Source organism: Streptomyces sp. NRRL B-1347 (assembly GCF_000720325.1).
In the GTDB taxonomy this organism is placed as follows: domain Bacteria; phylum Actinomycetota; class Actinomycetes; order Streptomycetales; family Streptomycetaceae; genus Streptomyces.
In genome coordinates, this window is record NZ_JOJM01000036.1 from 24,107 (window position 1) to 47,449 (window position 23,343).

At 72.5% G+C, this 23,343-nt stretch carries 20 protein-coding genes and 1 pseudogene; 12 read left to right on the top strand and 9 right to left on the bottom strand.

Features of this window, described 5'->3' with window-relative positions; all coding sequences use genetic code 11:
* Positions 1-95: 95 nt before the first annotated feature.
* The 4 genes from dnaK to IG74_RS0127140 all read left to right on the top strand — a co-directional run bounded on the left by dnaK (position 96) and on the right by IG74_RS0127140 (position 4,502).
* Positions 96-1,967, top strand: a complete 1,872-nt coding sequence (dnaK, locus tag IG74_RS0127120) for a molecular chaperone DnaK (protein WP_030682645.1) — start codon at positions 96-98, stop codon at positions 1,965-1,967.
* On the top strand, positions 1,967-2,728 hold the full coding sequence (grpE, locus tag IG74_RS0127125; protein ID WP_030682647.1) for a nucleotide exchange factor GrpE: 762 nt from the start codon (positions 1,967-1,969) through the stop codon (positions 2,726-2,728). The genes dnaK and grpE overlap by 1 nt, the downstream gene beginning before the upstream one ends.
* A 120-nt stretch (positions 2,729-2,848) precedes the next feature.
* A complete protein-coding gene (dnaJ, locus tag IG74_RS0127135) occupies positions 2,849-4,042 on the top strand; it encodes a molecular chaperone DnaJ (RefSeq protein WP_030682649.1) in 1,194 nt (397 codons plus the stop codon).
* A 4-nt stretch (positions 4,043-4,046) separates the two neighbouring features.
* Positions 4,047-4,502, top strand: coding sequence for a heat shock protein transcriptional repressor HspR (locus IG74_RS0127140; protein ID WP_030682652.1), 456 nt, complete (start codon positions 4,047-4,049; stop codon positions 4,500-4,502).
* 96 nt (positions 4,503-4,598) lie between these two features.
* Here the strand turns inward: IG74_RS0127140 and IG74_RS0127145 are convergent, their stop codons facing one another.
* Complete coding sequence (locus tag IG74_RS0127145; protein WP_030682654.1) at positions 4,599-5,378, bottom strand: fibronectin type III domain-containing protein; 780 nt, start codon at positions 5,376-5,378, stop codon at positions 4,599-4,601.
* A gap of 174 nt (positions 5,379-5,552) precedes the next feature.
* On the opposite strand from IG74_RS0127145, the gene IG74_RS0127150 reads away from it, so the two are divergent.
* On the top strand, positions 5,553-6,059 hold the full coding sequence (locus IG74_RS0127150; protein WP_030682657.1) for a hypothetical protein: 507 nt from the start codon (positions 5,553-5,555) through the stop codon (positions 6,057-6,059).
* A 252-nt stretch (positions 6,060-6,311) separates the two neighbouring features.
* Here IG74_RS0127150 and IG74_RS0127155 read toward each other — a convergent pair whose 3' ends face one another.
* Both IG74_RS0127155 and IG74_RS0127160 read right to left on the bottom strand, forming a co-directional pair.
* Entirely contained in the window at positions 6,312-7,361 is a 1,050-nt protein-coding gene (locus tag IG74_RS0127155) for a helix-turn-helix transcriptional regulator (protein WP_030682659.1), read from the bottom strand.
* Positions 7,358-8,386: a helix-turn-helix transcriptional regulator gene (locus tag IG74_RS0127160; RefSeq protein WP_158857780.1), complete on the bottom strand. Its 1,029-nt coding sequence runs from the start codon at positions 8,384-8,386 to the stop codon at positions 7,358-7,360. The genes IG74_RS0127155 and IG74_RS0127160 overlap by 4 nt, the downstream gene beginning before the upstream one ends.
* 320 nt (positions 8,387-8,706) lie before the next feature.
* On the opposite strand from IG74_RS0127160, the gene IG74_RS0127165 reads away from it, so the two are divergent.
* Positions 8,707-9,129: a hypothetical protein gene (locus IG74_RS0127165; RefSeq protein ID WP_030682663.1), complete on the top strand. Its 423-nt coding sequence runs from the start codon at positions 8,707-8,709 to the stop codon at positions 9,127-9,129.
* On the opposite strand, the gene IG74_RS0127170 is transcribed toward IG74_RS0127165, so the two are convergent.
* From IG74_RS0127170 to IG74_RS46300, 3 genes and pseudogenes are all read right to left on the bottom strand, one after another.
* Entirely contained in the window at positions 9,126-10,100 is a 975-nt protein-coding gene (locus IG74_RS0127170) for a helix-turn-helix transcriptional regulator (protein WP_037826115.1), read from the bottom strand. The genes IG74_RS0127165 and IG74_RS0127170 overlap by 4 nt on opposite strands.
* A gap of 58 nt (positions 10,101-10,158) precedes the next feature.
* On the bottom strand, positions 10,159-11,145 hold the full coding sequence (locus tag IG74_RS0127175; RefSeq protein WP_030682670.1) for a helix-turn-helix transcriptional regulator: 987 nt from the start codon (positions 11,143-11,145) through the stop codon (positions 10,159-10,161).
* Positions 11,142-12,132 (bottom strand): annotated as a pseudogene (locus IG74_RS46300) (helix-turn-helix transcriptional regulator). The gene IG74_RS0127175 and the pseudogene IG74_RS46300 overlap by 4 nt, the downstream one beginning before the upstream one ends.
* A 289-nt stretch (positions 12,133-12,421) precedes the next feature.
* Here IG74_RS46300 and IG74_RS0127190 point away from each other — a divergent pair.
* Positions 12,422-12,778, top strand: a complete 357-nt coding sequence (locus IG74_RS0127190) for a hypothetical protein (protein WP_078869065.1) — start codon at positions 12,422-12,424, stop codon at positions 12,776-12,778.
* A 110-nt stretch (positions 12,779-12,888) separates the two neighbouring features.
* Here the strand turns inward: IG74_RS0127190 and IG74_RS0127195 are convergent, their stop codons facing one another.
* Positions 12,889-13,326 (bottom strand): pyridoxamine 5'-phosphate oxidase family protein, encoded by a 438-nt coding sequence (locus IG74_RS0127195; RefSeq protein ID WP_030682675.1) that lies wholly within the window; start codon positions 13,324-13,326, stop codon positions 12,889-12,891.
* A 111-nt stretch (positions 13,327-13,437) separates the two neighbouring features.
* On the opposite strand from IG74_RS0127195, the gene clpB reads away from it, so the two are divergent.
* Entirely contained in the window at positions 13,438-16,062 is a 2,625-nt protein-coding gene (clpB, locus tag IG74_RS0127200) for an ATP-dependent chaperone ClpB (protein WP_030682677.1), read from the top strand.
* A gap of 105 nt (positions 16,063-16,167) precedes the next feature.
* Positions 16,168-16,707 carry a YbjN domain-containing protein gene (locus IG74_RS0127205; protein ID WP_030682679.1) on the top strand — a complete coding sequence of 180 codons (540 nt, stop codon included), beginning with the start codon at positions 16,168-16,170 and terminating at the stop codon, positions 16,705-16,707.
* Between the two features lie 27 nt (positions 16,708-16,734).
* Here IG74_RS0127205 and IG74_RS0127210 read toward each other — a convergent pair whose 3' ends face one another.
* Positions 16,735-17,931 carry a membrane protein gene (locus IG74_RS0127210; protein ID WP_030682681.1) on the bottom strand — a complete coding sequence of 399 codons (1,197 nt, stop codon included), beginning with the start codon at positions 17,929-17,931 and terminating at the stop codon, positions 16,735-16,737.
* 217 nt (positions 17,932-18,148) lie between these two features.
* On the bottom strand, positions 18,149-19,351 hold the full coding sequence (locus IG74_RS0127215) for a pyridoxal phosphate-dependent aminotransferase (protein WP_030682682.1): 1,203 nt from the start codon (positions 19,349-19,351) through the stop codon (positions 18,149-18,151).
* A 779-nt stretch (positions 19,352-20,130) separates the two neighbouring features.
* On the opposite strand from IG74_RS0127215, the gene IG74_RS0127220 reads away from it, so the two are divergent.
* The 3 genes from IG74_RS0127220 to IG74_RS0127230 all read left to right on the top strand — a co-directional run bounded on the left by IG74_RS0127220 (position 20,131) and on the right by IG74_RS0127230 (position 23,181).
* Complete coding sequence (locus tag IG74_RS0127220) at positions 20,131-20,649, top strand: DUF2617 family protein (protein WP_030682684.1); 519 nt, start codon at positions 20,131-20,133, stop codon at positions 20,647-20,649.
* Between the two features lie 107 nt (positions 20,650-20,756).
* On the top strand, positions 20,757-22,340 hold the full coding sequence (locus IG74_RS0127225) for a polyamine aminopropyltransferase (protein ID WP_030682686.1): 1,584 nt from the start codon (positions 20,757-20,759) through the stop codon (positions 22,338-22,340).
* A 70-nt stretch (positions 22,341-22,410) separates the two neighbouring features.
* Entirely contained in the window at positions 22,411-23,181 is a 771-nt protein-coding gene (locus tag IG74_RS0127230; RefSeq protein ID WP_030682689.1) for an SRPBCC domain-containing protein, read from the top strand.
* Positions 23,182-23,343 lie beyond the last annotated feature (162 nt).

The following is a 23,343-nucleotide window of genomic DNA, read 5'->3' on the forward strand; positions in this document are numbered from 1 at the left end:
GTTGAGTCCCCAAGACTCAGCTCTGTTGACTCGGGGCAACCCGTGGGGCATCCTTGAGTCAGATCCACTCAAGTAGTTCCTCTGGAGGCATTGAAATGGCACGTGCGGTCGGCATCGACCTGGGCACGACTAACTCCGTCGTCAGCGTTCTCGAAGGCGGCGAGCCCACCGTCATCACCAACGCCGAAGGCGCCAGGACCACGCCGTCCGTCGTCGCCTTCGCCAAGAACGGCGAGGTGCTGGTCGGCGAGGTCGCCAAGCGCCAGGCAGTCACCAACGTCGACAGGACCATCCGCTCCGTGAAGCGCCACATGGGCACGGACTGGAAGGTCGACATCGACGACAAGAACTTCAACCCGCAGCAGATCAGCGCCTTCATCCTGCAGAAGCTGAAGCGCGACGCCGAGGCGTACCTGGGCGAGAAGGTCACGGACGCGGTCATCACCGTGCCCGCGTACTTCAACGACTCCGAGCGCCAGGCCACCAAGGAGGCCGGCGAGATCGCGGGTCTGAACGTCCTGCGCATTGTCAACGAGCCGACTGCCGCCGCCCTGGCCTACGGCCTCGACAAGGACGACCAGACCATTCTCGTCTTCGACCTCGGTGGCGGCACCTTCGACGTCTCGCTGCTCGAGATCGGCGACGGCGTCGTCGAGGTGAAGGCGACCAACGGCGACAACCACCTCGGTGGTGACGACTGGGACCAGCGCGTCGTCGACTACCTGGTGAAGCAGTTCGCCAACGGCCACGGCGTCGACCTGTCCAAGGACAAGATGGCGCTCCAGCGCCTGCGCGAGGCCGCCGAGAAGGCGAAGATCGAGCTCTCGTCCTCGACCGAGACCACGATCAACCTGCCGTACATCACGGCCTCCGCCGAGGGCCCGCTGCACCTGGACGAGAAGCTCACCCGCGCCCAGTTCCAGCAGCTCACGTCCGACCTTCTGGAGCGCTGCAAGACGCCGTTCCACAACGTCATCAAGGACGCGGGCATCGCCCTCTCCGAGATCGACCACGTGGTCCTGGTCGGCGGCTCCACCCGCATGCCCGCCGTCGCCGAGCTCGTCAAGGAGCTGACCGGCGGCAACGAGGCCAACAAGGGCGTGAACCCGGACGAGGTCGTCGCCATCGGCGCCGCCCTCCAGGCCGGTGTCCTCAAGGGTGAGGTCAAGGACGTCCTGCTCCTCGACGTGACCCCGCTGTCGCTTGGCATCGAGACCAAGGGCGGCATCATGACCAAGCTGATCGAGCGCAACACCACGATCCCGACGAAGCGCTCCGAGATCTTCACGACGGCCGAGGACAACCAGCCGTCCGTGCAGATCCAGGTCTACCAGGGCGAGCGCGAGATCGCGGCGTACAACAAGAAGCTCGGCATGTTCGAGCTGACCGGTCTGCCCCCGGCGCCGCGCGGCGTCCCGCAGATCGAGGTCTCCTTCGACATCGACGCCAACGGCATCATGCACGTGACCGCGAAGGACCTCGGCACGGGCAAGGAGCAGAAGATGACCGTCACCGGTGGCTCCTCGCTGCCGAAGGACGAGGTCAACCGCATGCGCGAAGAGGCCGAGAAGTACGCGGACGAGGACCACGCACGGCGTGAGGCCGCCGAGTCCCGCAACCAGGGCGAGCAGCTCGTCTACCAGACGGAGAAGTTCCTCAAGGACAACGAGGACAAGGTCCCCGGTGACGTCAAGACCGAGGTCGAGACGGCCGTCACTGAGCTGAAGGAGAAGCTCAAGGGCGAGGACACCGCCGAGATCCGCACCGCCACGGAGAAGGTCGCCGCCGTCTCCCAGAAGCTGGGCCAGGCCATGTACGCCGACGCCCAGGCGGCGCAGGGCGCGGCCGGTGCCGAGGGTGCCGCTCCGGGCGCCGACGCGCCGAACATGTCCAAGGAAGACGACGTCGTGGACGCCGAGATCGTCGACGACGAGAAGCCCGGTGACGCGAAGGGCGGCGCTGTCTGATGACGGAGGAGACCCCGGGCTTCGGTGACGCCGAGCGGCCCGACGTCCCCTCCGGCGCCACCCCTGACGAAGCGGCGCCGCAGGCCGCCGAGCCCTCCTCCGAGGAGGGTCCGGCGGCCCCGGCCGGGGACGCAATGCGAGAAGCAGGACTGACGGCCCAGCTGGACCAGGCCCGCTCGGCGCTCGGCGAGCGCACCGCGGACCTCCAGCGCCTCCAGGCCGAGTACCAGAACTACCGCCGCCGCGTGGAGCGGGACAAGGTGACGGTGAAGGAGATCGCCTCGGCGAACCTCCTCTCCGAGCTGCTCCCGACCCTCGACGACGTCGGCCGCGCGCGGGACCACGGCGAGCTGGTCGGCGGCTTCAAGTCGGTGGCCGAATCGCTGGAGACCGTCGTCGCCAAGATGGGCCTCCAGCAGTTCGGCAAGGAGGGCGAGCCCTTCGACCCGACGATCCACGAAGCCCTGATGCACAGCTACGCACCGGACGTCACGGAGACGACGTGCGTCGCGATCCTCCAGCCGGGGTATCGCATCGGCGAGCGCGTCATCCGTCCCGCCCGCGTGGCGGTGGCGGAGCCCCAGCCCGGCGCGCAGACGGTGAAGTCGGACGCGGCCGACGGCGCCGCGGGCGAGGGCGACAAGCCCGCGCCGGAGGCGGCTGACAAGGCCGACGCCAAGGACGCGGGCGCGCCCGCGGACCAGGCGGACAAGGCCGACCAGGCCGAGAGCAAGGAGAACGGTGGCCCGGACAAGGGCTGACGTTGACACGGACGGCGACGTCGACCGCGACCGGGCCTTCAGCGACCATCATGGTCGCGGAGCCGGCGTCGCGGTCGGCGTCGGCGTCGACCTGACGACGAGGAAGGAGGGACGTCGGGGATGAGCACCAAGGACTTCATCGAGAAGGACTACTACAAGGTCCTCGGCGTCCCCAAGGACGCCACCGAAGCCGAGATCAAGAAGGCGTACCGGAAGCTCGCCCGCGAGAACCACCCGGACGCCAACAAGGGCAACGCGAAGGCCGAGGAGCGCTTCAAGGAGATCTCCGAGGCGAACGACGTCCTCGGCGACCCGAAGAAGCGCAAGGAGTACGACGAGGCCCGCGCGCTCTTCGGCAACGGCGGATTCAGGCCAGGCCCCGGAGCGGGCGGCGGCACGTTCAACTTCGACCTGGGCGACCTCTTCGGAGGCGGCGCCCCGGGCGGCGGTGGAGCGAGCGCCGGCGGCTTCGGCGGCGGCCTAGGTGACGTCTTCGGGGGCTTGTTCAACCGCGGCGGCGCGGGCACGGGCACGGGTACGCGCACGCAGCCGCGCCGCGGCCAGGACGTCGAGTCCGAGGTCACGCTGAGCTTCACGGAGGCGGTGGAGGGCGCGACGGTTCCGCTGCGCATGTCCTCCCAGGCCGCCTGCAAGGCGTGCTCGGGCACCGGCGACAAGAACGGCACGCCGCGCGTGTGCCCCACCTGCGTGGGCACGGGCCAGGTCTCCCGGGGCGGCGGTGGCGGGTTCTCCCTCACCGACCCCTGCGTGGACTGCAAGGGCCGCGGCCTGATCGCCGAGACGCCCTGCGAGGTGTGCCACGGCAGCGGCCGCGCGAAGTCGTCGCGGACGATGCAGGTGCGCATCCCGGCCGGGGTCAGCGACGGCCAGCGGATCCGGCTTCGCGGCAAGGGCGCGCCCGGTGAGCGCGGCGGCCCCGCGGGCGACCTGTACGTGGTCGTGCACGTGGACCCCCACCCGGTCTTCGGCCGCAGGGGCGAGAACCTCACGGTGACGGTCCCGGTGACCCTCTCCGAGGCCGCGCTCGGCGGCGAGGTGCGGGTGCCCACGCTCGGCGGCGTACCCGTCACCCTGAAGCTGCCGCCCGGCACGCCGAACGGCCGCACCATGCGGGTGCGCGGCAAGGGCCCGGCCCGCAAGGACGGCACGCCCGGCGACCTGCTCGTCACGGTGGAGGTGTCGGTACCGACGACACTGTCCCCCGCGGCGAAGGAGGCCCTGGAGGAGTACCGCGAGGCGACTGCGGATCTCGATCCGCGGGCAGAACTGTTCAAGGCCGCGAAGGGAGCGTGACCTCATGGAGCGGGACGGCCGCCGACGCAACCCGTATCAACTGACGGACGAGACCCCGGTGTACGTCATCTCGGTGGCGGCCCAGCTCTCCGGTCTCCACCCCCAGACCCTGCGGCAGTACGACCGCCTGGGCCTGGTCTCGCCCGATCGCACCGCCGGCCGGGGCCGGCGGTACTCCGCCCGGGACATCGAGCTGCTGCGCACCGTGCAGCAGCTCTCCCAGGAGGAGGGCATCAACCTCGCGGGCATCAAGCGCATCATCGAGCTGGAGAACCAGGTCGCCGCGCTGCAGTCCCGGGTCGCCGAGCTGTCGGCCGCGGTCGAGGGCGCGGCGGCCGCGATGCAGCAGCGCGAGGCCCAGGTCCACGCCTCCTACCGGCGTGACCTGGTGCCGTACCAGGACGTGCAGCAGGCGAGCGCGCTCGTGGTGTGGCGGCCCAAGAGGTCGCCGGAGCAGTAGCCCGCGGGACTGCGGCTCGGCCGAGGCCGGGCGGTCGCGTACGAACGACTCGTGCGCGACCGCCCGGCCTTCGTCGTGCCGGGGCGGGCGTGCGGCTCAGCCGTCGCCGAAGGTCGGCGAGGGCTCCGGGGGCGCGGACGAGGGCGAGACCGTGGGCTCCCGCGTCGGCTCGGGCGGCCGGGTCGGCTCCGGGGGGCGGCTCGTGGTGGCCGCGTCGGAGGTGTTGCCCGCGGCGTCGACCGCCTTCACCCAGTAGAAGGACGGCCGGTCCCCGTCCGGTGCCGCGGTGTCGCGGAACGAGGTCGTCGAGGTCGTGCCGAGCTTCTTGAGGGGCCCCTGCGGGGACGCCGAGCGGTAGACCACGTACGAGACGGCGTCGGTGCCGTCGCGCCAGGCGAGGGCGGTGCCGGGCCCGTCGTCGGAGATGACGACGGTGACGTTCGCGGGCGGCAGCGGCGCGATGGTGTCCCGGGCCACCCGCGCGGCCGCGGAGTACGGCGATGCCTTGCCCGCGGAGCCGACGGCCTTGACCTTGTACGTGTACGGCACGTCCGGCACGATCCGCCCGTCGGTGTACTTCGGTGCCGTCGCCGTGCCGACGCGCGTGAAGGCGCCGTCGGCCTCGGCCCGGTACACCTCGTACTTCCGGGCGCCCGAAGAGGCCTTCCAGGTCAGGGTGTTGGCGTTCGCGCCGGACACGGCCCGCAGCCGCTCGGGGGCCTTGGGCGCGGTGCCCGACGCGGGGGCGGCGGTGGCACCGGCGGGCCCGGTGCCGAGCGCGGCACCGAGGCCGAGGCCCGCGGCGAGCACGGCGGCGGCCGCCGCCGACGGGATGGCGAACGTGCGGAGACGGGATCTCCGCGAGGAGTGAGGCACGGCTGGCAGTCCCTTTCCGAAAGTGACGGGAGGCGCAGGCGTGGGGGGAGAAGGTGCTGGTCCGTGGGGGACTGAGCACTCTAGCGATCACTCGTACGGGAACGGTAGACGGCGCGTCGCGCTCCTATAGTTGGCAGGCTGTCGTGTTTCTTCCGCGGGAAAGCTGGATTCTCCATGGCCATGGTGGGGCTGTTCTGGATCGCCGAGGGCGATGTGTACGTGGGCTCGAAGCCGTCCGGGCTCGCTCCCGGGGTCCGGCTCACACCCGAGGGGGTGGCCGGGCTCGGGCACCGGCAGTCCGGCCTGTGGCTGTGGGACGACGTACGGGCGCTGACCGTCGAGGACGTCCCCGTGAAGTCCCTGAAGCGGCAGGTCGGAATGGTGGTCGACATGGCGCTCACGGTCGGCCTCGGCGGCGGTGAGGACGCGCCGTCGATGACCGTGTGCGTGGAGACGGCCGAGGCGGAGGTCGAGCTGACCGCCTATGTGGCGGCGGCGTACGGCTACTCCCAGAAGGAGTACGACCTGTCCCGCGCGCTGCTCGCCCGCCTCACGGAGGGCGCCGCCACGCTGCTGACCACGCTGTCGGCGATGGCCGAGTGGGGGCGCTCGTACGAGGGCGGCACGCCCCGCAAGGAGCTGCGCGAGCGGCTGCTGCGGGAGTGGGCGGGACAGGCGTAGGCCCCTCGCCCGCGCGCACGGCCCCCGCGCCCGCGGCCCGTTCGTCCGCACGCGGCGCGACTGCCCCGGCCCGCCGCGGAACGAGGCGGGCCGGAGCACCTTAGGGAAGCGCGACTCCGCGGGGGGAGACCACAACAGAGCCGCTGCGGTCCTCACGATGCAGTGCCGTGCCCGCTCCCCGCTACCGTCAACTTGTTGCGGTGCAAGGGGCGGGGGCGGGGGCAAGCACCCGCAATTGCGGACGTTCGTGATTCAGCGGGTGCGGTCGGGACCGTGCGGGCCGCCGGGGCTGAGCAGTCCCGACTGCCCGATCAGATAGCCGAGTTGGGTCCGGCTCGTGCTGCCGAGGACCTGGGACAGCTTGGCGATGTGGACGCGTACGGTCCGTACGTTCATGCCGAGGCGTTCGGCGATGCCCGCGTCGGTGAGGCCCTCGGTGAGCAGTTCGGCGATGGCGCGCTGGCGGGCGGTGACGCCGCCCCGCGCGGGCTGCGGCGCCGGGTGCGGGAACAGGGGCGTCGCCAGGTGCCAGAGCCGGTCGAAGAGCGCGGCCAGATAGCCGGCCAGGGCGGGCACGCGGATCCGCAGGGCCAGGGCGCAGTCCCGGTCGGCGGGCAGGAAGGCGACCGCGCGGTCGAAGACGACGAGCTGCGCGGTGACCTCGCTCAGCGTGCGGACCTCCACGTCCCCCTCCAGCTGCTCGAAGTGGGCGATCAGCGGGAAGGCGTGCCGGGTCGTGTGCTGGTACAGGGTGCGCATGCGGCAGCCGCGGGACAGCAGGGGCTGTTCGCGCGGCGGCGCGGCGCCCAGGTCCCAGATGCGGTGGAACCCGCCGGGCTGGACGGTCAGGACCTCCTCTGCGCAGTCGGCCACGGCCTCGCAGATGGCGTGGCTGATGCGGGGCAGGCCCCTGAGCACGGTGATCGCGGGCGGCCTGGACGGCGTGTCGCCCTCCGGCGGCGCGGCCCCGGCGGGCTGCTCGGCGGCCCGCCGGGCCAGGGCGAGCAGCGGTTCGAAGGCGGCGGTCAGCTCGGCCTCGCGGCGCCGCTCGTGCGCCACGTCCTCCTCGACGCCGCGCAGCAGCCGCAGCAGGGCGTGCGAGGGCGCGCCGGGCAGCAGCCACGCCATGTCGTCGAGGTCGGGGTGCAGCAGGCCGAAGTCGACGAGGCAGGGCGCGGCTTCGGCCTCCCGCGTGCGGACGCGGCCCTCGCGCAGGGCCCGGCCGTAGAGCGCGACGCCCGCGGCGCACGGCGCGTCGGCCCCGTGCGGGCGGTGCGGCCCCCCGGCGTCCGCGGCGCTCACCGGTCGGGCGGGAGGAGCCGGGGGGAACGGCGTTCGAGCAGGCCGGACCGGCTGATGAGGTAGCCGAGTTGGGTCCGGCTCGTGCTGCCGAGCAGCTGCGCCACCTTGGCGATGTGGACGCGTACGGTACGGACGTTCATACCGGTGCGGCTCGCGATCTCCGTGTCGGTGAGGCCTTCGGTGAGAAGCCGCGCGATCTCCAGCTGCACCGGCGAGATCGCCTGGTCGGGCAGCGGCGGGGCGTCTTCCCGGTACAGGGGGCGGGCGAGCCGCCAGAGAACGTCGAAGGCCGTCGCGACGTACGAGATGAGTGCGGGCGAGCGCACCTCGAAGGCGATCTCGCCGTGCGCGTCCGCCGGAAGGAACGCGACGCGCCGGTCGAAGACGATGAGGCAGGGCGGGAGTTCGTCGAGCGTGCGGGCCTCGCCGTCGACGGCGGGCCCCAGCGGATGCGACCGGGGCGGCGGCGCGCAGGCGACGGGCGCCCGTGCGAGGGTGCGCGGCTGCCCGCCGCGCGCGACGAACTCCGCCATGCGCCAGGGCTCGTCGTGGGGCAGCAGCCGGGGCCGCGGGCGGCTCGGCTGGATCGCGAGGAGCTCCTCGCGGGCGTCGGCGAGCGCCTGCCGCACGGCCGTCCTGATCCGCGGCACGCCCTTGAGGACGGTGAGGTGTGCCGCCGCCGAGTCCGGGTCCGCCACCGGCTCCGCCCGGATGAACGGCTCGAACGCGGCGGCGAGCCGGGCGGCCAGGGCGCGGTGCCCCGCCACGCGCCGCTCGATGTCCGCCAGGAGCCGGGGCAGGGCCACGGCGGGCGCCGCGGGCAGCAGCCGGCCCGGAACGCCCGGGTCCGCGTGCAGCAGTCCGAAGGGGCGCAGGCAGTCGGCGTGCGGCGCGTCGGCGGCGACGCGGCCGTCGCGCAGGGCCCGCGCGTACAGGGCCCGCGCCTGCTCGCAGAGGACGTCGTGGGCGTGCGGCGGGTGGGCCGAAAGGCTCGCGTCCGTCTCGCGCATCGCTCCGTCCGGCACGGCGCTCCCCTTGCTCCTCCCGCCCGGTTCGCGCATCGGGTGCGCGGATCGGCCAGCGCGTGCGCATGACGGTGCGGCACGTGAGTGACCCTTGTTGCCCACGCGGCAACTGCCTTCCATGGTGGGGCCATTCCTAGCAATCCGCACGCAACTATTCAGACATCGACGTATGCCGCGGGCAGAACGTCCGCGGCGCGGCCCCGGCGGTCCCCGCCCCGCGCGGGCGGCTCCATTGGTCGATACCGCCCTTGGGCTTATGGTGCAGGGAACGCGCGCGCGGACCCGCGTGCCCGCGCGCGCGGAGATGAGGTGATGGCGACATGGAGGCAGCCGGGGTACGGACGCCCGCCGAGCCCTCCGGCCGGGACGCCGCGGCGCCGGGACGCACCGCCGCGTCCCGCACGCCCGACTGCCACGCGGCCGCCGTGCACGCGATCGCCGACGACCTCAACGGCCGCGGCTACCCGGTGACCTGGGTCGTCGACAGACAGCTCCTCGCCGGTGACTTCCCGCTCCAGGTGGTGGCGAAGGTGTCCGTGGTGCGGGTGTTGAACATCGCCCTCGACACCCGGGGCGACGGCGCCGCGCCCGCCGTGCTGTGGCGGGTGAGCATGGGGCGCCCCTCGTCGGTGCGGTGGGAGCAGTCGGCGGTGCTCGACCTGGGCACCGGCAGCCTGGACGGGGAGCGCGTGGTGCGCGAGGCGCTGCGGTCGGTCGGCCTGCCGCTCCAGCGGGCCATCTAGAGCCCGTCGCCGAGGATGCCGGACTGCCCTATGAGATAGCCGAGCTGGGCCCGGCTCTGGCTGTTCAGGACGGCCGACAGCTTGGCGATGTGCACGCGGGCCGTCCGTACGTTCATCCCGAGCCGGGTGGCGATCTCGGTGTCGGTGAGGCCCTCGGTGAGGAGCTCGGCGATGGCCAGCTGGCGGGGGGTGATGCCCTGCCGGGGCGGCGGCGGGGCCGCGTCCGGCCACATCGGCGTGGCCAGCTGCCACAGCAGCTTGAAGGTGGTCACCAGGTAGGAGATGACGGCGGGCTGGTGTATCTCCAGGGCCACGTCACGGCTCTCGCCCGCCGGGATGAAGGCGACGGAGCGGTCGAACACGAGCAGCCGGTTGGGCAGTTCGGTCAGGGTCCTGGCCTCCACGTCGCCGTCGAGCCGCTGGAAGTGGGCGAAGACGGCGCAGGCGTGCGGGCCGGTGTGCGGGTAGAGCGAGCGCATGCGGCCGCCGCGGGACAGGAGGCCGTCCGCGCGCGGCAGGGCGTGGTCCAGGATCTCCTGGGTCCTCCTGCCGCCGGGCTGGATGGCCAGGGCCTCCTTGCTCGCCCGGGCCGCGGCGTGGTCGATGGCCTCGTTGATGCGCGGCACGCCCTTGAGGACCGTGGCGCCCGGCGCGCGGGCCCCGGTGAACTGCCCCTCCCCGAGCGTCATCAGCGGGGCGAAGGCCTCGGCGAGCCGCCGCTGCCGCGCGCGCTCGTCGGTGACGTCGGAGTCGAGGTCGTGCAGGAGCCGGGGGAGCGCGACGGACGGGGCGACGGGCAGCAGCCGGGCGGCGTCGCGGGGGTCGGGGCGGAGCAGGCCGAGGTCGAGAAGACAGGGGGCGCGGTCCGCCGCCGCGGCCGGTACGCCGCCGTCCTGCAGGGCGCGGACGTAGGTGCTCCTGCCCACTCCGCACAGCTCCCCGGCGCCGTGCGGACTGTGATCCCTCGCCACGTCGCTGCCCCTCCTCACGGCTCGCCGGCGTCGGTCCGCCGGCTCCCACGCTCAGCAGCTAGTGATTCTGGTTCAGGATTCCTGACTGGCCAATGAGATATCCGAGTTGCGCCCGGCTGTTGCTGCCGAGGATGGCGGCGAGCTTCGCGATGTGTTCGCGGGCGGTACGCACGTTCATGCCGAGCCGTTCGGCTATCTCGGTGTCCGTGAGGCCCTCGATGAGGAGCTCGGCGATGGCCCGCTGGCGGGTCGTGACCCCGTTCTCCGCGGGCAGCTGGGCCGCGTGCGGGTACATGGGGGTCGCGAGGCGCCACAGTCGTTCGAAGGTGGTGATGAGGTAGTCGACGATCGCCGGCTGGCGTATCTCCAGGGCCGCCGTGCGGTCCTTGCTCGCCGGTATGAATGCCACCGCGTGGTCCAGGACGACCATGCGCTCGGTTACTTCGTTGAGCGTGCGCACCTCTACGTCGCCGTCTAGCTGTTCGTAGTGTGCGAGGGCGGGCAGGGAGTGGCGGGTGGTGTGCTGGTAGAGCGTGCGCATGCGGCAGCCGCGGGACAGGAACTCCTGCTCGCGCGGGAGCGCGTCGGCCAGGATCTCGGGGGAGCGGGCGCCGCCGGGCTGGACGGTGCGCAGCTCGTGGGCGGCGTCGGCGGTGGCCCGGGTGATCGCGTCGTTGATCCGGTCGAAGCCGTCGAGGACGGTGATGTCCTGGTGCTCGGCGCCCACGGTCTGGCGGGCGTCGAGCGCCATCAGGGGCTCGAACATCGCCGTCAGGCGCTCCTCGCGGCGGCGCTGCTGGGCGATGCGGTCCTCGATGCCGCGCAGGAGCTGGGGCAGGGCGATGGCGGGCGCGGTGGGGCGCAGCCAGCGCATGTCCTCGACGTCGGGGTGCAGCAGGCCGAAGTCGATGAGGCAGGGCGTGGAGTCCGCGTCCCGCTGGGTGACGCGGCCCTCGCGCAGCGCGCGGGTGTAGAGGGCGGAACCCTCCGCGCACAGCTCGTCGGGTCCGTGCGGGTGGGGGTGCCGGCGGGGGTCGGTGGTCATTTCGGCTTGTCCTGCCCGAGGATGCCGGACTGGGCGATCAGGAAGCCGAGTTGGGCGCGGCTGCCGCTGCCGAGGGCGGCGGCGATCTTCGCTATGTGGGCGCGGCAGGTGCGCACGTTCATGCCGAGGCGGCGGGCGATGGCCTCGTCCACGTGGCCCTCGATGAGCAGCCGGGCGATGGAGCGCTGCACGCCGGTGATGCCGTCGGTCGAGGGCGGGTACGGGTCCTCGTCGAGCAGGGGCGTCGCGAGCTGCCACTGCTGCTCGAAGACCTTGGAGAGGTACTCGACCAGGGCGGGGTGCCGGATCTCCAGGGCGTCCTGGCGGTCGGCGCGCGCGGGGGAGGATGGCGACGCTGCGGTCGAAGATCATCAGTCGGTCGATCACCTCCTCCAGCGTGCGTATCTGCACGTTGCCGTGCGACATGTAGGCCGCGTAGGCGAGGGTGCCCCGGCTGTGCCGGACGGTGTGCTGGTAGAGGGTACGCATCGAGATGCCGCGGTCGAGGATCGTCTGCCCGCGGCGGAGCGCGATATTCAACCTCTCTTCGCTTCGGCCGCCGCCGGGCTGGACCGTCAGGACCTCGTGCCGGCACTCGGCCGTGGCCTGCTCGATCGCTTCGTTGATGCGGGCCTCGCCCTCCAATACCGTGATCGCGTGGCCCGTGGGTTCAACCCGGGTGGGGATGGCCATAAATGGCTCGAAGGTGTCGGTGAGCTCGACGGCGAGCCGCCGTCTGTCCTGGATCTCCCGCTCGATGGGGTGAAGTCGCTGAGCGAGTGCCGTGACCGGTGGAACGGGTCGCAGCCAGTCAGCGTCATCCGGGTCGGGATGTACGAGTGCGGACTCCAGAAGGCACGGTGCGTTCTCAGCCTCGGTCCGCGCGAGCCGCCCGTTGCTCAGTGCGGTGGCGTACAGCCTCGCTCCTTCGCCACATAGTGGGCTCTCGGGGTGAGGATGTGTCGGTTTGGCGTCAGTTGTGAGCAATTCTCCACCCCCCAGGGTCCTGAACGTGCAGGAACATGATGCATCCACCCTGTGGCTTTGACGTGCTCGATTGAGACATCGTCTTGTTGTGCCGGGGGAGAGGAACCTACCAAGTGAGGACGAAGCCGACCATGTTCAAGCGCATGCTTCGCGCGGTCCTGGTGACCGCTCTCTCCGCAGGGATTGGCCTGGGTGCGGTTAGTGCCATGGATCTCGCCTGGAGCCACCCAGCGAAGAGCACAGCCGCGCCGGACGACCTTGCCTGGATCACGCCGGCGGGTGACAAGGCATGAGCACGCCTCCCGATGACCGCACCTTCCGCCGGGAAATGGCCACCGCCTATCGGTCGGGCTGGCACTTCATCGACCTCGCCACCGCGATCCCCCACCCCGGTGACTCGTTGATGGTCACCTTGGTCGGCGAGCCGGTGATCATCGTACGGGACGACGACGAGGACATCCGCGCCTACCGCTGCCTGCGCCGCCCCCGTGGCGCGCCCCAGCCGGTGCGCTGCGCCGTGCGCTACGGCATGGTCTTCGTCAACCTCGATCAGCGTGACCACCAGCTGATCGGGAAGCGGAAGCGCGATGCCGAGCGGCACTCCGCGGCTTCCGATCCCCTCACAGCCACCCCCCGCAGCGCCTGACGCGATTCCCCCGTCGTTGTAAATCGCGCAGGTGCTTCCCCCAGCAGCGGCGCCACCGTGGACCTGAACACGGTGGCGCCGCTGTGGTGTGTGCGGGGTGTCCCGCCCGGTCAGGCGGCGGGCTCCTTCACGTTGCCGAGCGCGCGGTCCACCGCGATCTCGATCACCACCCGGGCCGGGTTCTCCCGCGGGTTCCTGCCGTACCGCTCGGCGTACCTGCGCTCCGCGTCCGCCACCCGCTCGGGCTCCTCCGACACCGTGGCCCGGCCTTCGAGCGTGGCCCAGTGGCGGCCCGCCACCTGGCAGACCGCGACCCGCGCGCCCGGCCCTTCCGCGCCCGCCGCGCCCGTCGCGGCGAGGACGTGCGCCACCTTGCGGCTCGTGCCGCTCGCGATCACCCGGGCGACGCGCTCCTCGGGGTCGTACGTCACGCCGACGGGCACCACGTGCGGGGTGCCGTCGCGGCGGAGCGTCGTCAGGGTGCAGACGTGGCGTTCCCGCCAGAAGCTGAGGTAGGGCGCGGGCAGGGCGCCGAGGTCGATGGCCATGGGCGGAAGGTAGCCGGTCGGACTTCCGGCAGCTGCCTTGAGTGGAATAGACTCAACTTTGTGTACGTTAGGTGAGTCAGTAGTTGGACCGAGAAGGAGGAGCAGCCCCCCGTGGACGCCGAGCTGACGAACAGGAGCCGGGACGCGATCAACGCGGCGACGAGCCGGGCCGTGTCCGCAGGCCATCCGGACCTGACCCCCGCGCATCTGCTGCTCGCGCTGCTGGAGGGCCAGGACAACGAGAACATCACCGACCTGCTCGCCGCCGTCGAGGCCGACCAGGCCGCCGTGCGCGCCGCCACCGAGCGCGCGCTCGCCGCGCTGCCGAGCGTCACGGGCTCGACGGTGGCCCCGCCGCAGCCGAACCGCGAGCTGCTCGCCGTGATCGCCGACGCGGCCCGGCGGGCGAAGGACCTCGGCGACGACTATCTGTCCACCGAGCACCTGCTCATCGCCCTCGCCGCCAAGGGCGGCACCGCGGGCGACGTACTGACCGAGAACGGCGCGACCGACAAGAAGCTGCTCGCCGCCTTCAAGCAGAGCCGTGGAGGGCGACGCGTGACCACCCCCGACCCCGAGGGCCAGTACAAGGCCCTGGAGAAGTTCGGCACGGACTTCACCGCCGCCGCCCGTGAAGGCCGCCTCGACCCCGTGATCGGCCGTGACCAGGAGATCCGGCGGGTCGTGCAGGTGCTCAGCCGCCGGACGAAGAACAACCCCGTCCTCATCGGCGAACCCGGCGTCGGCAAGACCGCCGTCGTCGAGGGGCTCGCCCAGCGCATCGTCAAGGGCGACGTGCCCGAGTCGCTCAAGGACAAGCGGCTCGTCTCGCTCGACCTCGGCGCGATGGTCGCGGGCGCCAAGTACCGCGGCGAGTTCGAGGAGCGCCTGAAGACCGTGCTCTCCGAGATCAAGGAGAGCGACGGGCAGATCATCACGTTCATCGACGAGCTGCACACCGTCGTCGGCGCGGGCGCGGGCGGCGACTCCGCCATGGACGCGGGCAACATGCTCAAGCCGATGCTCGCCCGCGGCGAGCTGCGCATGGTGGGCGCCACCACCCTGGACGAGTACCGCGAGCGGATCGAGAAGGACCCGGCCCTGGAGCGGCGGTTCCAGCAGGTGCTCGTCGCCGAGCCGTCCGTCGAGGACTCGATCGCGATCCTGCGCGGGCTCAAGGGGCGGTACGAGGCCCACCACAAGGTGCAGATCGCGGACAGCGCCCTGGTCGCGGCCGCCACGCTCTCCGACCGGTACATCACCTCGCGGTTCCTGCCCGACAAGGCCATCGACCTCGTCGACGAGTCGGCCTCGCGGCTGCGCATGGAGATCGACTCCTCGCCCGTCGAGATCGACGAGCTGCAGCGCGCCGTCGACCGGCTCCGCATGGAGGAGCTGGCCCTCAGCAAGGAGACCGACCCGGCATCCCGGCAGCGCCTGGAGAAGCTGCGCCGCGACCTCGCCGACAAGGAGGAGGAGCTGCGCGGGCTCACCGCCCGCTGGGAGAAGGAGAAGCAGTCCCTCAACCGCGTCGGCGAGCTGAAGGAGAAGCTCGACGAGCTGCGCGGCCAGGCCGAGCGGGCCCAGCGCGACGGCGACTTCGACACCGCGAGCAAGCTGCTGTACGGCGAGATCCCCGCCCTGGAGCGGGACCTGGAGGCCGCGTCCGAGGCCGAGGAGGAGGCCGCCAAGGCGGGCACGAAGGCCGACACCATGGTCAAGGAGGAGGTCGGGCCCGACGACATCGCCGACGTCGTGGCGGCCTGGACCGGCATCCCCGCCGGGCGCCTCCTCGAAGGCGAGACGCAGAAGCTCCTGCGCATGGAGGACGAGCTGGGCAGGCGGCTCATCGGCCAGGGCGAGGCCGTGCGGGCCGTGTCGGACGCGGTCCGGCGCACCCGGGCCGGGATCGCCGACCCGGACCGGCCCACCGGCTCCTTCCTGTTCCTCGGCCCCACCGGCGTCGGCAAGACCGAGCTGGCCAAGGCCCTCGCCGACTTCCTCTTCGACGACGAGCGGGCCATGGTCCGCATCGACATGAGCGAGTACGGCGAGAAGCACAGCGTGGCCCGGCTCGTCGGCGCTCCCCCCGGCTACGTCGGGTACGAGGAGGGCGGCCAGCTCACCGAGGCCGTGCGCAGGCGCCCGTACTCCGTCGTGCTGCTCGACGAGGTCGAGAAGGCGCACCCGGAGGTCTTCGACGTCCTGCTCCAGGTGCTCGACGACGGGCGGCTCACGGACGGCCAGGGGCGGACGGTGGACTTCCGCAACACCATCCTGATCCTCACCTCGAACCTGGGGAGCCAGTTCCTGGTCGAGCCCCTGACCAGCGAGCACGAGAAGCGGGAGCAGGTCCTGGAGGTCGTGCGGGCCTCGTTCAAGCCGGAGTTCCTGAACCGGCTCGACGACCTCGTCGTGTTCTCCGCGCTCGACCGGGCGGAGCTGGCCCGGATCGCCGAACTCCAGATCTCCCGGCTCGCCAAGCGGCTCGCTGAGCGGCGGCTCACGCTCGACGTCACCGAGCAGGCCCTGGCCTGGCTCGCGGACAAGGGCAACGACCCGGCGTACGGCGCCCGGCCGCTGCGCCGCCTGATCCAGACGGCCATCGGCGACCGGCTCGCCAAGGAGATCCTCTCGGGCGAGGTCAAGGACGGCGACACCGTGCGCGTGGACGTCTTCGGGGACGACCTCATCGTGGGCCCCGCGACCGCCGAACCGTCCGGAAAGTCCCTGTAGGGAGCGCGGCCGGGGCGCCGTAACCGGTCACATCCGGGGCGGGGGTTGCGGGCCCCCGCCCCGGATGGGGGAGGATGGCTCAATCCGTACGAAGGGAAATACACGGTGAGCATCGACCCGTCCTCGATTCCGAATTTCGGGGGCCAGCCTGAGCCCGAGCCCAATGAAGGACCGGCGGGCCCCGTCATCCCTGACCAGGACCTCGTCAAGCAGCTCCTGGAGCAGATGGAACTCAAGTACGTCGTCGACGACGAGGGTGACCTCGCGGCGCCGTGGGAGGAGTTCCGCACGTACTTCATGTTCCGCGGCGAGGACGACCAGCAGGTCTTCTCGGTCAGGACCTTCTACGACAGGCCGCACGGCATCGAGGAGAAGCCGCAGCTCCTGGAGTCCATCGACGACTGGAACCGCCGCACCCTCTGGCCCAAGGTCTACACGCACACGCACGACGACGGCACGGTCCGCCTGATCGGCGAGGCCCAGATGCTGATCGGCACGGGTGTCTCCCTGGAGCACTTCGTGTCGTCGACGGTCAGCTGGGTGCGGGCCGCGATCGAGTTCGACCGCTGGCTCGTGGAGCAGCTGGGCCTGGAGAAGGACGCCGACGCGGCGGCCGACGACGAGCAGGGCGACGAGCAGGCCTGACGCCGGTTCGGCACAGCGCACAGAGCATCACAACGGCATGCGGGCCGTCGTCACCAGATACGTCCCGTACGCCAGGGAGAGCCCGGCCAGGGCGCCGACCACCAGGACGGCGTGCGGCGGCCGGGCTCTCGCCGTGCGCACCAGGGCGCAGGCGAGCGGCAGCAGCAGCGGGAACGCGGGCAGCAGGAAGCGCGGCTTCGACTCGAAGAAGCCGGAGCCGCCGACCGTGATCAGCAGCAGCACCCCGGTGTAGACGAGCAGCGGCAGCGGGGCGCGGTCGCACAGCAGCAGCCCGTACAGGAGCAGCGCCGCCGCGACGATCACCAGGGTCATGGCGAAGACGAGCTTGTCGCCGTCCAGGAGCAGGTGCCGGACGAAGGCCAGCGAGCCCCGGCCGAAGTCGAAGCGGGAGCCCCAGCCGCGCTGCACCGCGAAGTACCCGCCGAGCGGATCGCCCCTGCGGGCGCCCACCCACAGCACGTACGCGCCCCAGCCGACGGGGGCGAGCGCCGCGCCCGTCCACAGCCTGTGGGGCACGCGGCCCCGGCGCCGGACGAGCTCGTACACCGCCGTCACCGCGACGGCCGCGGCCACCGCGAAGCCGTTCGGCCGGGCCAGGCCCGCCAGCGCGGCGAGGGCGCCCGCCCAGATCCAGCGGTCGGTGAGCAGCGCGTACAGGGAACCCGCGGCGAGCGCCGTCAGGACCGGCTCGGTGTACGCCATCGTCAGGATCACGGAGTGCGGGAGCAGGCCCCACAGCAGTACGAGGACCGTGGCCGTGCGGTGGCCGTGCAGGCGCTCGGCGATCTTGTAGATGCCGATCGCGGCGGCGCCCGCGCCGAGCCAGGAGACCAGCAGGCCCGCCGCGCCGTAGCCGATCGGCGTGACCGTCTCCACCGCGCGGATCAGGGCCGGGTAGAGCGGGAAGAAGGCCAGGTCGCTCTGGACGACGCCGGGTTCGAAGTACAGGGTGCGGCCGTAGCCGTGGGCGGCGATGCCGGTGTACCAGCGGGAGTCCCAGGAGCGGCCCAGGAGCCGGAAGACGTCCTGGTGGCTGGCGTGGGCGGCGACCGCGAGGGCGAGGAGGCCGGTGAGGCGGGCGGCGGCGAAGGCGGCCAGGGCGTGCGCCGCGGTGGCCGTGCGGCGGCTCGGGCCGGGGAGTGTGGGCCTGGTGCGGGAGGTGCGTGTGACGGGGGCGGGGACAGTGGGGCTCGGGTGGGTCACACCCGGAACCTTGCGGGCCCTCTGGGGCGGGCGCGAGTTAGGCGGGGCCGTGTGGGTGGGCGTTTTACGTCGGGTGCCGCTCCGTCGTGGCTGTGCCCGCCCCTCCCCAAGCTCTCGGCTTCGCTCGAGCAGGGGATGCCCCACTCGCCCCCTGGGCGGCCCAGCCGCCCACAGAGGGCGCGGACCGGGCCGGACCGGGCCGGGCCGCCAGAAGGAGTTACAAGGACTTCAGGCGGGAGACCGCTTCCTCCAGTACCGGGGTTTGCTTGCAGAAGGCGAAGCGGACGAAGGGGGCGCCCTGGTCGCGGTGGTCGTAGAAGACCGCGTTCGGGATGGCGACGACGCCCGCGCGCTCGGGCAGGGCGCGGCAGAAGGCGAAGCCGTCGCTCTCGCCGAGGGGGCGGACGTCGGTGGTGATGAAGTAGGTGCCCGCGGGGCGGTAGACCTCGAAGCCCGCCGCGGTGAGGCCGGCGGCCAGCAGGTCGCGCTTGGCGCGCATGTCGTCGAGGAACGACGTGAAGTACGCGTCGGGCAGCGCGAGCGCCTCCGCGACGGCGTACTGGAACGGGCCCGAGGACACGAACGTGAGGAACTGCTTCGCCGACCGCACCGCCGTGACGAGCTCCGGCGTGCCCGTGATCCAGCCCACCTTCCAGCCCGTGAACGAGAACGTCTTGCCCGCGGAGCCGATCGTCACCGTGCGCTCGCGCATGCCGGGGAAGGAGGCGAGCGGGACGTGGCCGCCCTCGTCGAAGACCAGGTGCTCGTACACCTCGTCGGTGACGACGAGCAGATCGCGCTCCACGGCGAGCTTCGCGATCTCGGCGAGCTCCGCGCGGGTGAGGACGGTGCCGGTCGGGTTGTGCGGGGTGTTGAGAAGGAGCAGCCGGGTGCGCGGGGTGACGGCGTCGCGCAGCTCGTCGAGGTCGAGCGAGAAGCGCCCTTCGCCGGGCCGCAGCGTCACCGGCACCCGGGTGCCGCCCGCGAGGGCGATCGAGGCGGCGTACGAGTCGTAGTACGGCTCCAGGGCGATCACCTCGTCGCCCGGCTCGACCAGGGCGAGCAGCGAGGCGGCGATGGCCTCGGTGGCGCCCGCGGTGACGAGGACCTCGCGGTCGGGGTCGAAGGCCAGGCCGTAGCGGCGCTCCTGGTGGGCGGCGACGGCGGTGCGCAGCTCGGGGACGCCGGGGCCCGGCGGGTACTGGTTGCCGCGGCCGTCGCGCAGGGCGCGCACCGCGGCCTCCCGCACCTGCTCGGGGCCGTCCGTGTCCGGGAAGCCCTGGCCCAGGTTGATCGCCCCGGTCCGTGCCGCGAGGGCGGACATCTCGGCGAAGATCGTCGTACCGAATTCCGCGAGGCGGCGGTTGAGCAGCGGGCGGTCGTTCCTGGAGGCACCGGGAGATGACGTCATGGCCGTCATCCTCCGCCGAACCTCTGGACTTCCTCAACTCTGCTTTGACCGCGGTCGGCCGGGGGCATCCCCTTGTCACGCAACGACGCGGGACCATATCCGCACAGCGGCGCCGGTTCGGGGGAACGGTCCGGGGCCGCTTCGGGGGAAAGGAAGTGAGGGATGGGGTGGATGGTTGTGGCCTTGTTCTTCATCGGCTGGTTCGTAGTGATCGGGCTGCTCGTGCACGTCAGCAGGAACGGCCGCAGGCGCACCACGTCGGGGGGCAGTTGGTGGGCGGGGTCCGGCTCCAGTAGCGGGACCGCGACCTACGACGGCGGTGGTTCGTCCTGTGGCGGAGGCTCTTCCTGTGGTGGCAGCTCGTCCTGCGGCGGCGGTTCGTCCTGCGGTGGCGGGGGCGGAGGTTGCGGCGGCGGAGGCAGCTGACACGGGGCAGCTGGTCCACTGGGCCGAGCGCCCGGCGGGAGGCAACTCCCGCCGGGCGCTTCGTCGTTGACGGACCGATTGGCGACCATAGGATGCCATTTCCGGACTGACTGCTTTCCGTGAAACGTGAACAGATGAACTGTTCGGCCCTCTAGGGGATGGAAACCCTACGAACTTGGGTAAAAGCGCTGTGGCAGTGTCGCAGTTCATGATTCCCTCTTAACCGTCACACCGCCCTCGGACGCCTCCGCTCAGCAGGCAGCGGGACGTCTCCGTGGGCACGCGCCGGCAACCCCCTCCGTCCGGTGTCCGACCGGGCGCGCCGGCCCCCCACCTCCATTGCGTGTTAGCGGAGCCGACCCATGCTCACGACCCTGAAGACTGTCTACACCGACACGCGCGCCGGGGACCTGGCCTGGGCCCTCGGCCGCGAGCCGCTGCCCGCGCTCGCCACTCTCGACCTCGAACTGACCGGCGCGACCGTGCAGTTGAGACTCCTCGGGGCCTCCCACCAAGTACTGCTCGAAGAGGACGGGGGCAGCTGTTCCGAGACCGTCGCCTGCATCCCCGGCAGCAGCACGCCGCTGCCGCTCGGCGTCTCCAAGCGCGTCGGCGAGTGGGAGTACGAGTTCGCGGCCCGCGTGGAGACGCTGTCGCGGGGTCAGTTCGCGGGCCGGGCGCAGGAGTTGCTCGCCCTGGTCGCCGAACACCCGCACGGGCTCGCCGGGGTCTTCCCCGGCATCCCGCACGCGTTCACGGCGATGCTCGCGCAGCGGCACGAGGGCTCGGTGATGTGGCGCACCTGGCACGCGTACCCGCAGGACGGGCAGCTGGTGGCGACCCGTACGCGGGTCGGCGTGCGGATGCCCGCGGCGCTCTGAGCGAGGCCCTGCGCCGGCTCGCTGAACGGCCGTTCACACATTCTCGCCGCCACCTCCACCCTTGTGGGGGACTTGGTGTGAGCGGACGGTGACGTAGCGTTCCCAGCGTGATCGAGCCGCGTCAGCGTTTGCCCGTCACGCCCAGGACAGGCCGCTTCCTCGTCCTCGCGGGCGTGTTCATCTGCGCCGCCTGCGGACTCGTGTACGAACTGGAACTCGTCGCCCTCGCCTCGTACTTGATCGGGGACTCCGTCACCCAGGCCTCCGTCGTCCTATCCGTCATGGTCTTCGCGATGGGCGTCGGCTCGCTGCTCGCCAAGCGCCTGCGCTGCCGGGCCGCCGCCGGGTTCGGGCTCGTCGAGGCGGCCCTCGCGCTGGTCGGCGGGTGCAGCGCCATGGTCCTGTACGCGGCGTTCGCGTGGGCGGGCGACCGGGGCGAGATGTGGGCCAGCGGATCCCGCTACCTCTTCGTGGTGTTCTCCCTGGCCATCGGCGTCCTCATCGGCGCCGAAGTGCCCCTGCTCATGGTGCTCATCCAGCGCGTCCGGCGGCAGGACGCGGGCGGTGCCGTCGCCGACCTCTTCGCCGCGGACTACGTGGGCGCCCTGGTCGGCGGCCTCGCCTTCCCCTTCCTGCTCCTTCCCTGGTTCGGGCAGCTCACCGGGGCGCTGCTCACCGGCGCCGTCAACGTGCTCGCGGGCGGCGCCCTCGTCCTCGGCCTGTTCGGGCGCGACCTGAGCCCGCGCGGCCGCTGGTCACTGCTCGTGGTCAACGCCGTCGTGCTCGCCGTCCTGGCCTCCGCCGCCGTCCTCGTCGACGACTTCGAGCGGGCCGCGCGCCGCGCCGTGTACGGCTCCGGGATCCGCGTCGCCGTCCAGAGCGACGTCCAGGAGGTCGTCCTCACCGGCCGCGACCGCGAGTCCCTGCACCTCTTCCTCGACGGCAGGCTGCGCGTCAGCGGCCGCGACGAGCGGCGCTACCACGAGGCCCTCGTCCAGCCCGCCCTGCGCGGCGGGCCCCACCAGCGGGTGCTGATCCTCGGCGGCGGCGACGGGCTCGCCGCCCGCGAGGTGCTCCGGCACGCCGGGGTGCGCCGCGTCGACATCGTCGAACTCGACCCGGCCGTCGTCGACCTGGCCCGCGACGACCCGGCCCTGAGCGAACTCAACGGCCACGTCTACCGGGACCCGCGCCTGCGCGTCACCCACGCCGACGCCTTCCGCTGGCTGCGCGGCCCGCACCGCCGCGTGTACGACGTGGTCGTCGCCGACCTGCCCGACCCCGGCATCACCGCCAGCACCCAGCTGTACTCGCAGGAGTTCTACGGCCTCGTCTCCCGCGTCCTCAACGACGACGGGCGCTTCGCCGTGCACGCCGGGCCCGCCGCGACCCGGCCGCGCACCTACTGGACCGTCGACGCGACGCTGCGCGCCGCCGGGTACTGGACCGAGCCCTACCGCCTCACCGGCCGCCGCGGGGCGCACGCCGCCGGGCCCGACCGCACCGCCGACCCCGGCGACGCGCCCCGCGACTGGGGCTTCGTGCTCGCCTCCCGGGCCGAGCCGGTGCTCGGCGCGGCCCGCGCCTCCGCCGTGCTTCGCGCGGGCTCCCGCGCCGCCGAGCGGCTGCGGCCGCCCGACTGGCGCACCATCGAGCCGTCCACCCTGGTGCATCCGCGCTACGCCGACTGACGGCCCGCGGCAGTACGGGCGGGCCGAAGTGGCGTACATCACGGCGGCGGCCTCGGTACGCTCAACTGTCATGGAGCATGAGGTGTTCGTACCGGTTCCGGAAGAGCCGCTCCGCGAGGCACTGGCCGACCCCGAGCGGGTCGCGCGCGCGGTGCCCGGGTTGCAGCGCGACGCCGACCCAGGGCCCGACGCGCCACCCGTCACCGGGCGGCTCAAGGTGCGCGCCGGCGGTCACACGATCACCTACCGCGGCGGCCTGCGGGTCGTCGCGCGCGGCGACGGCGGGTACGCGGTGACCGGTGCGGCCCACGAGGCCCGCGGCAGCGGCGCCGTAACGTTCTCCCTCGTGCTGCGCCTGGCCGCCGCGGCGGAGGGGGGCACGCAGGTGTCCTTCAGCGGGACCGCGTCCGCGGACGGGCGGGTCGCCGAGGCCGTGAAGACTTCTCCACAGGCTGTGGAGAGCGCGGTGCGCAGGCTCCTCGCGCGGTTCGCGGAGGGGCTCGCGGCATCCGCCCAGGCCCCCGCCGCGGACGACGAGCCGTCGGCGCCCGCCGGGGTGTCCCGCGTCTTCGACGCGGAGGTGCCGCCGCCCGCGCTCGATCCGCTCGCCGACGCGGGCGAGGTCGTGGGGGCCGGGCCCGAGGCCGCGCACGCGCGGCGGACGATGATCGGGCGCAGTGCGGAGGAGGTCGACCACGCGCCGCCCCGGGGCCGGTACGCGCCCGTCCCCGCGCCCGAGACGCTCGGCGGCGGCGCCGCCCTGCGCTGGGCCGCACCCGCAGCCGCGGTGCTCGTCGCCTCGGCGATCGTGGTCACCCGCGCCCTGCGCAAGCGCCGCTGACGCCTCGCGGCACGCCCCTGACCCGCCCCTTCCCGACCTGGGGGCTCCGCCCCCAGACCCCCGCTCCTCAAACGCCGGAGAGGCTGAGACACCGCGGTGAGCGGCACCATCCAGCCCGTCCGGCGCTTGAGGACGAGGCCGAAGGCCGATCACGCTGGTCCT

Bases quoted from the DNA above. Each gene is read 5' to 3' on its own strand.
- IG74_RS0127190 (WP_078869065.1), top strand. From the start codon at position 12,422: ATGAGCACGCCTCCCGATGACCGCACCTTCCGCCGGGAAATGGCCACC.
- dnaJ (WP_030682649.1), top strand. From the start codon at position 2,849: ATGAGCACCAAGGACTTCATCGAGAAGGACTACTACAAGGTCCTCGGC.
- IG74_RS0127220 (WP_030682684.1), top strand. From the start codon at position 20,131: ATGCTCACGACCCTGAAGACTGTCTACACCGACACGCGCGCCGGGGAC.
- IG74_RS0127140 (WP_030682652.1), top strand. From the start codon at position 4,047: ATGGAGCGGGACGGCCGCCGACGCAACCCGTATCAACTGACGGACGAG.
- IG74_RS0127165 (WP_030682663.1), top strand. From the start codon at position 8,707: ATGGAGGCAGCCGGGGTACGGACGCCCGCCGAGCCCTCCGGCCGGGAC.
- IG74_RS0127175 (WP_030682670.1), bottom strand. From the start codon at position 11,145: ATGACCACCGACCCCCGCCGGCACCCCCACCCGCACGGACCCGACGAG.
- grpE (WP_030682647.1), top strand. From the start codon at position 1,967: ATGACGGAGGAGACCCCGGGCTTCGGTGACGCCGAGCGGCCCGACGTC.
- IG74_RS0127215 (WP_030682682.1), bottom strand. From the start codon at position 19,351: ATGACGGCCATGACGTCATCTCCCGGTGCCTCCAGGAACGACCGCCCG.
- IG74_RS0127150 (WP_030682657.1), top strand. From the start codon at position 5,553: ATGGCCATGGTGGGGCTGTTCTGGATCGCCGAGGGCGATGTGTACGTG.
- IG74_RS0127195 (WP_030682675.1), bottom strand. From the start codon at position 13,326: ATGGCCATCGACCTCGGCGCCCTGCCCGCGCCCTACCTCAGCTTCTGG.
- IG74_RS0127230 (WP_030682689.1), top strand. From the start codon at position 22,411: ATGGAGCATGAGGTGTTCGTACCGGTTCCGGAAGAGCCGCTCCGCGAG.
- dnaK (WP_030682645.1), top strand. From the start codon at position 96: ATGGCACGTGCGGTCGGCATCGACCTGGGCACGACTAACTCCGTCGTC.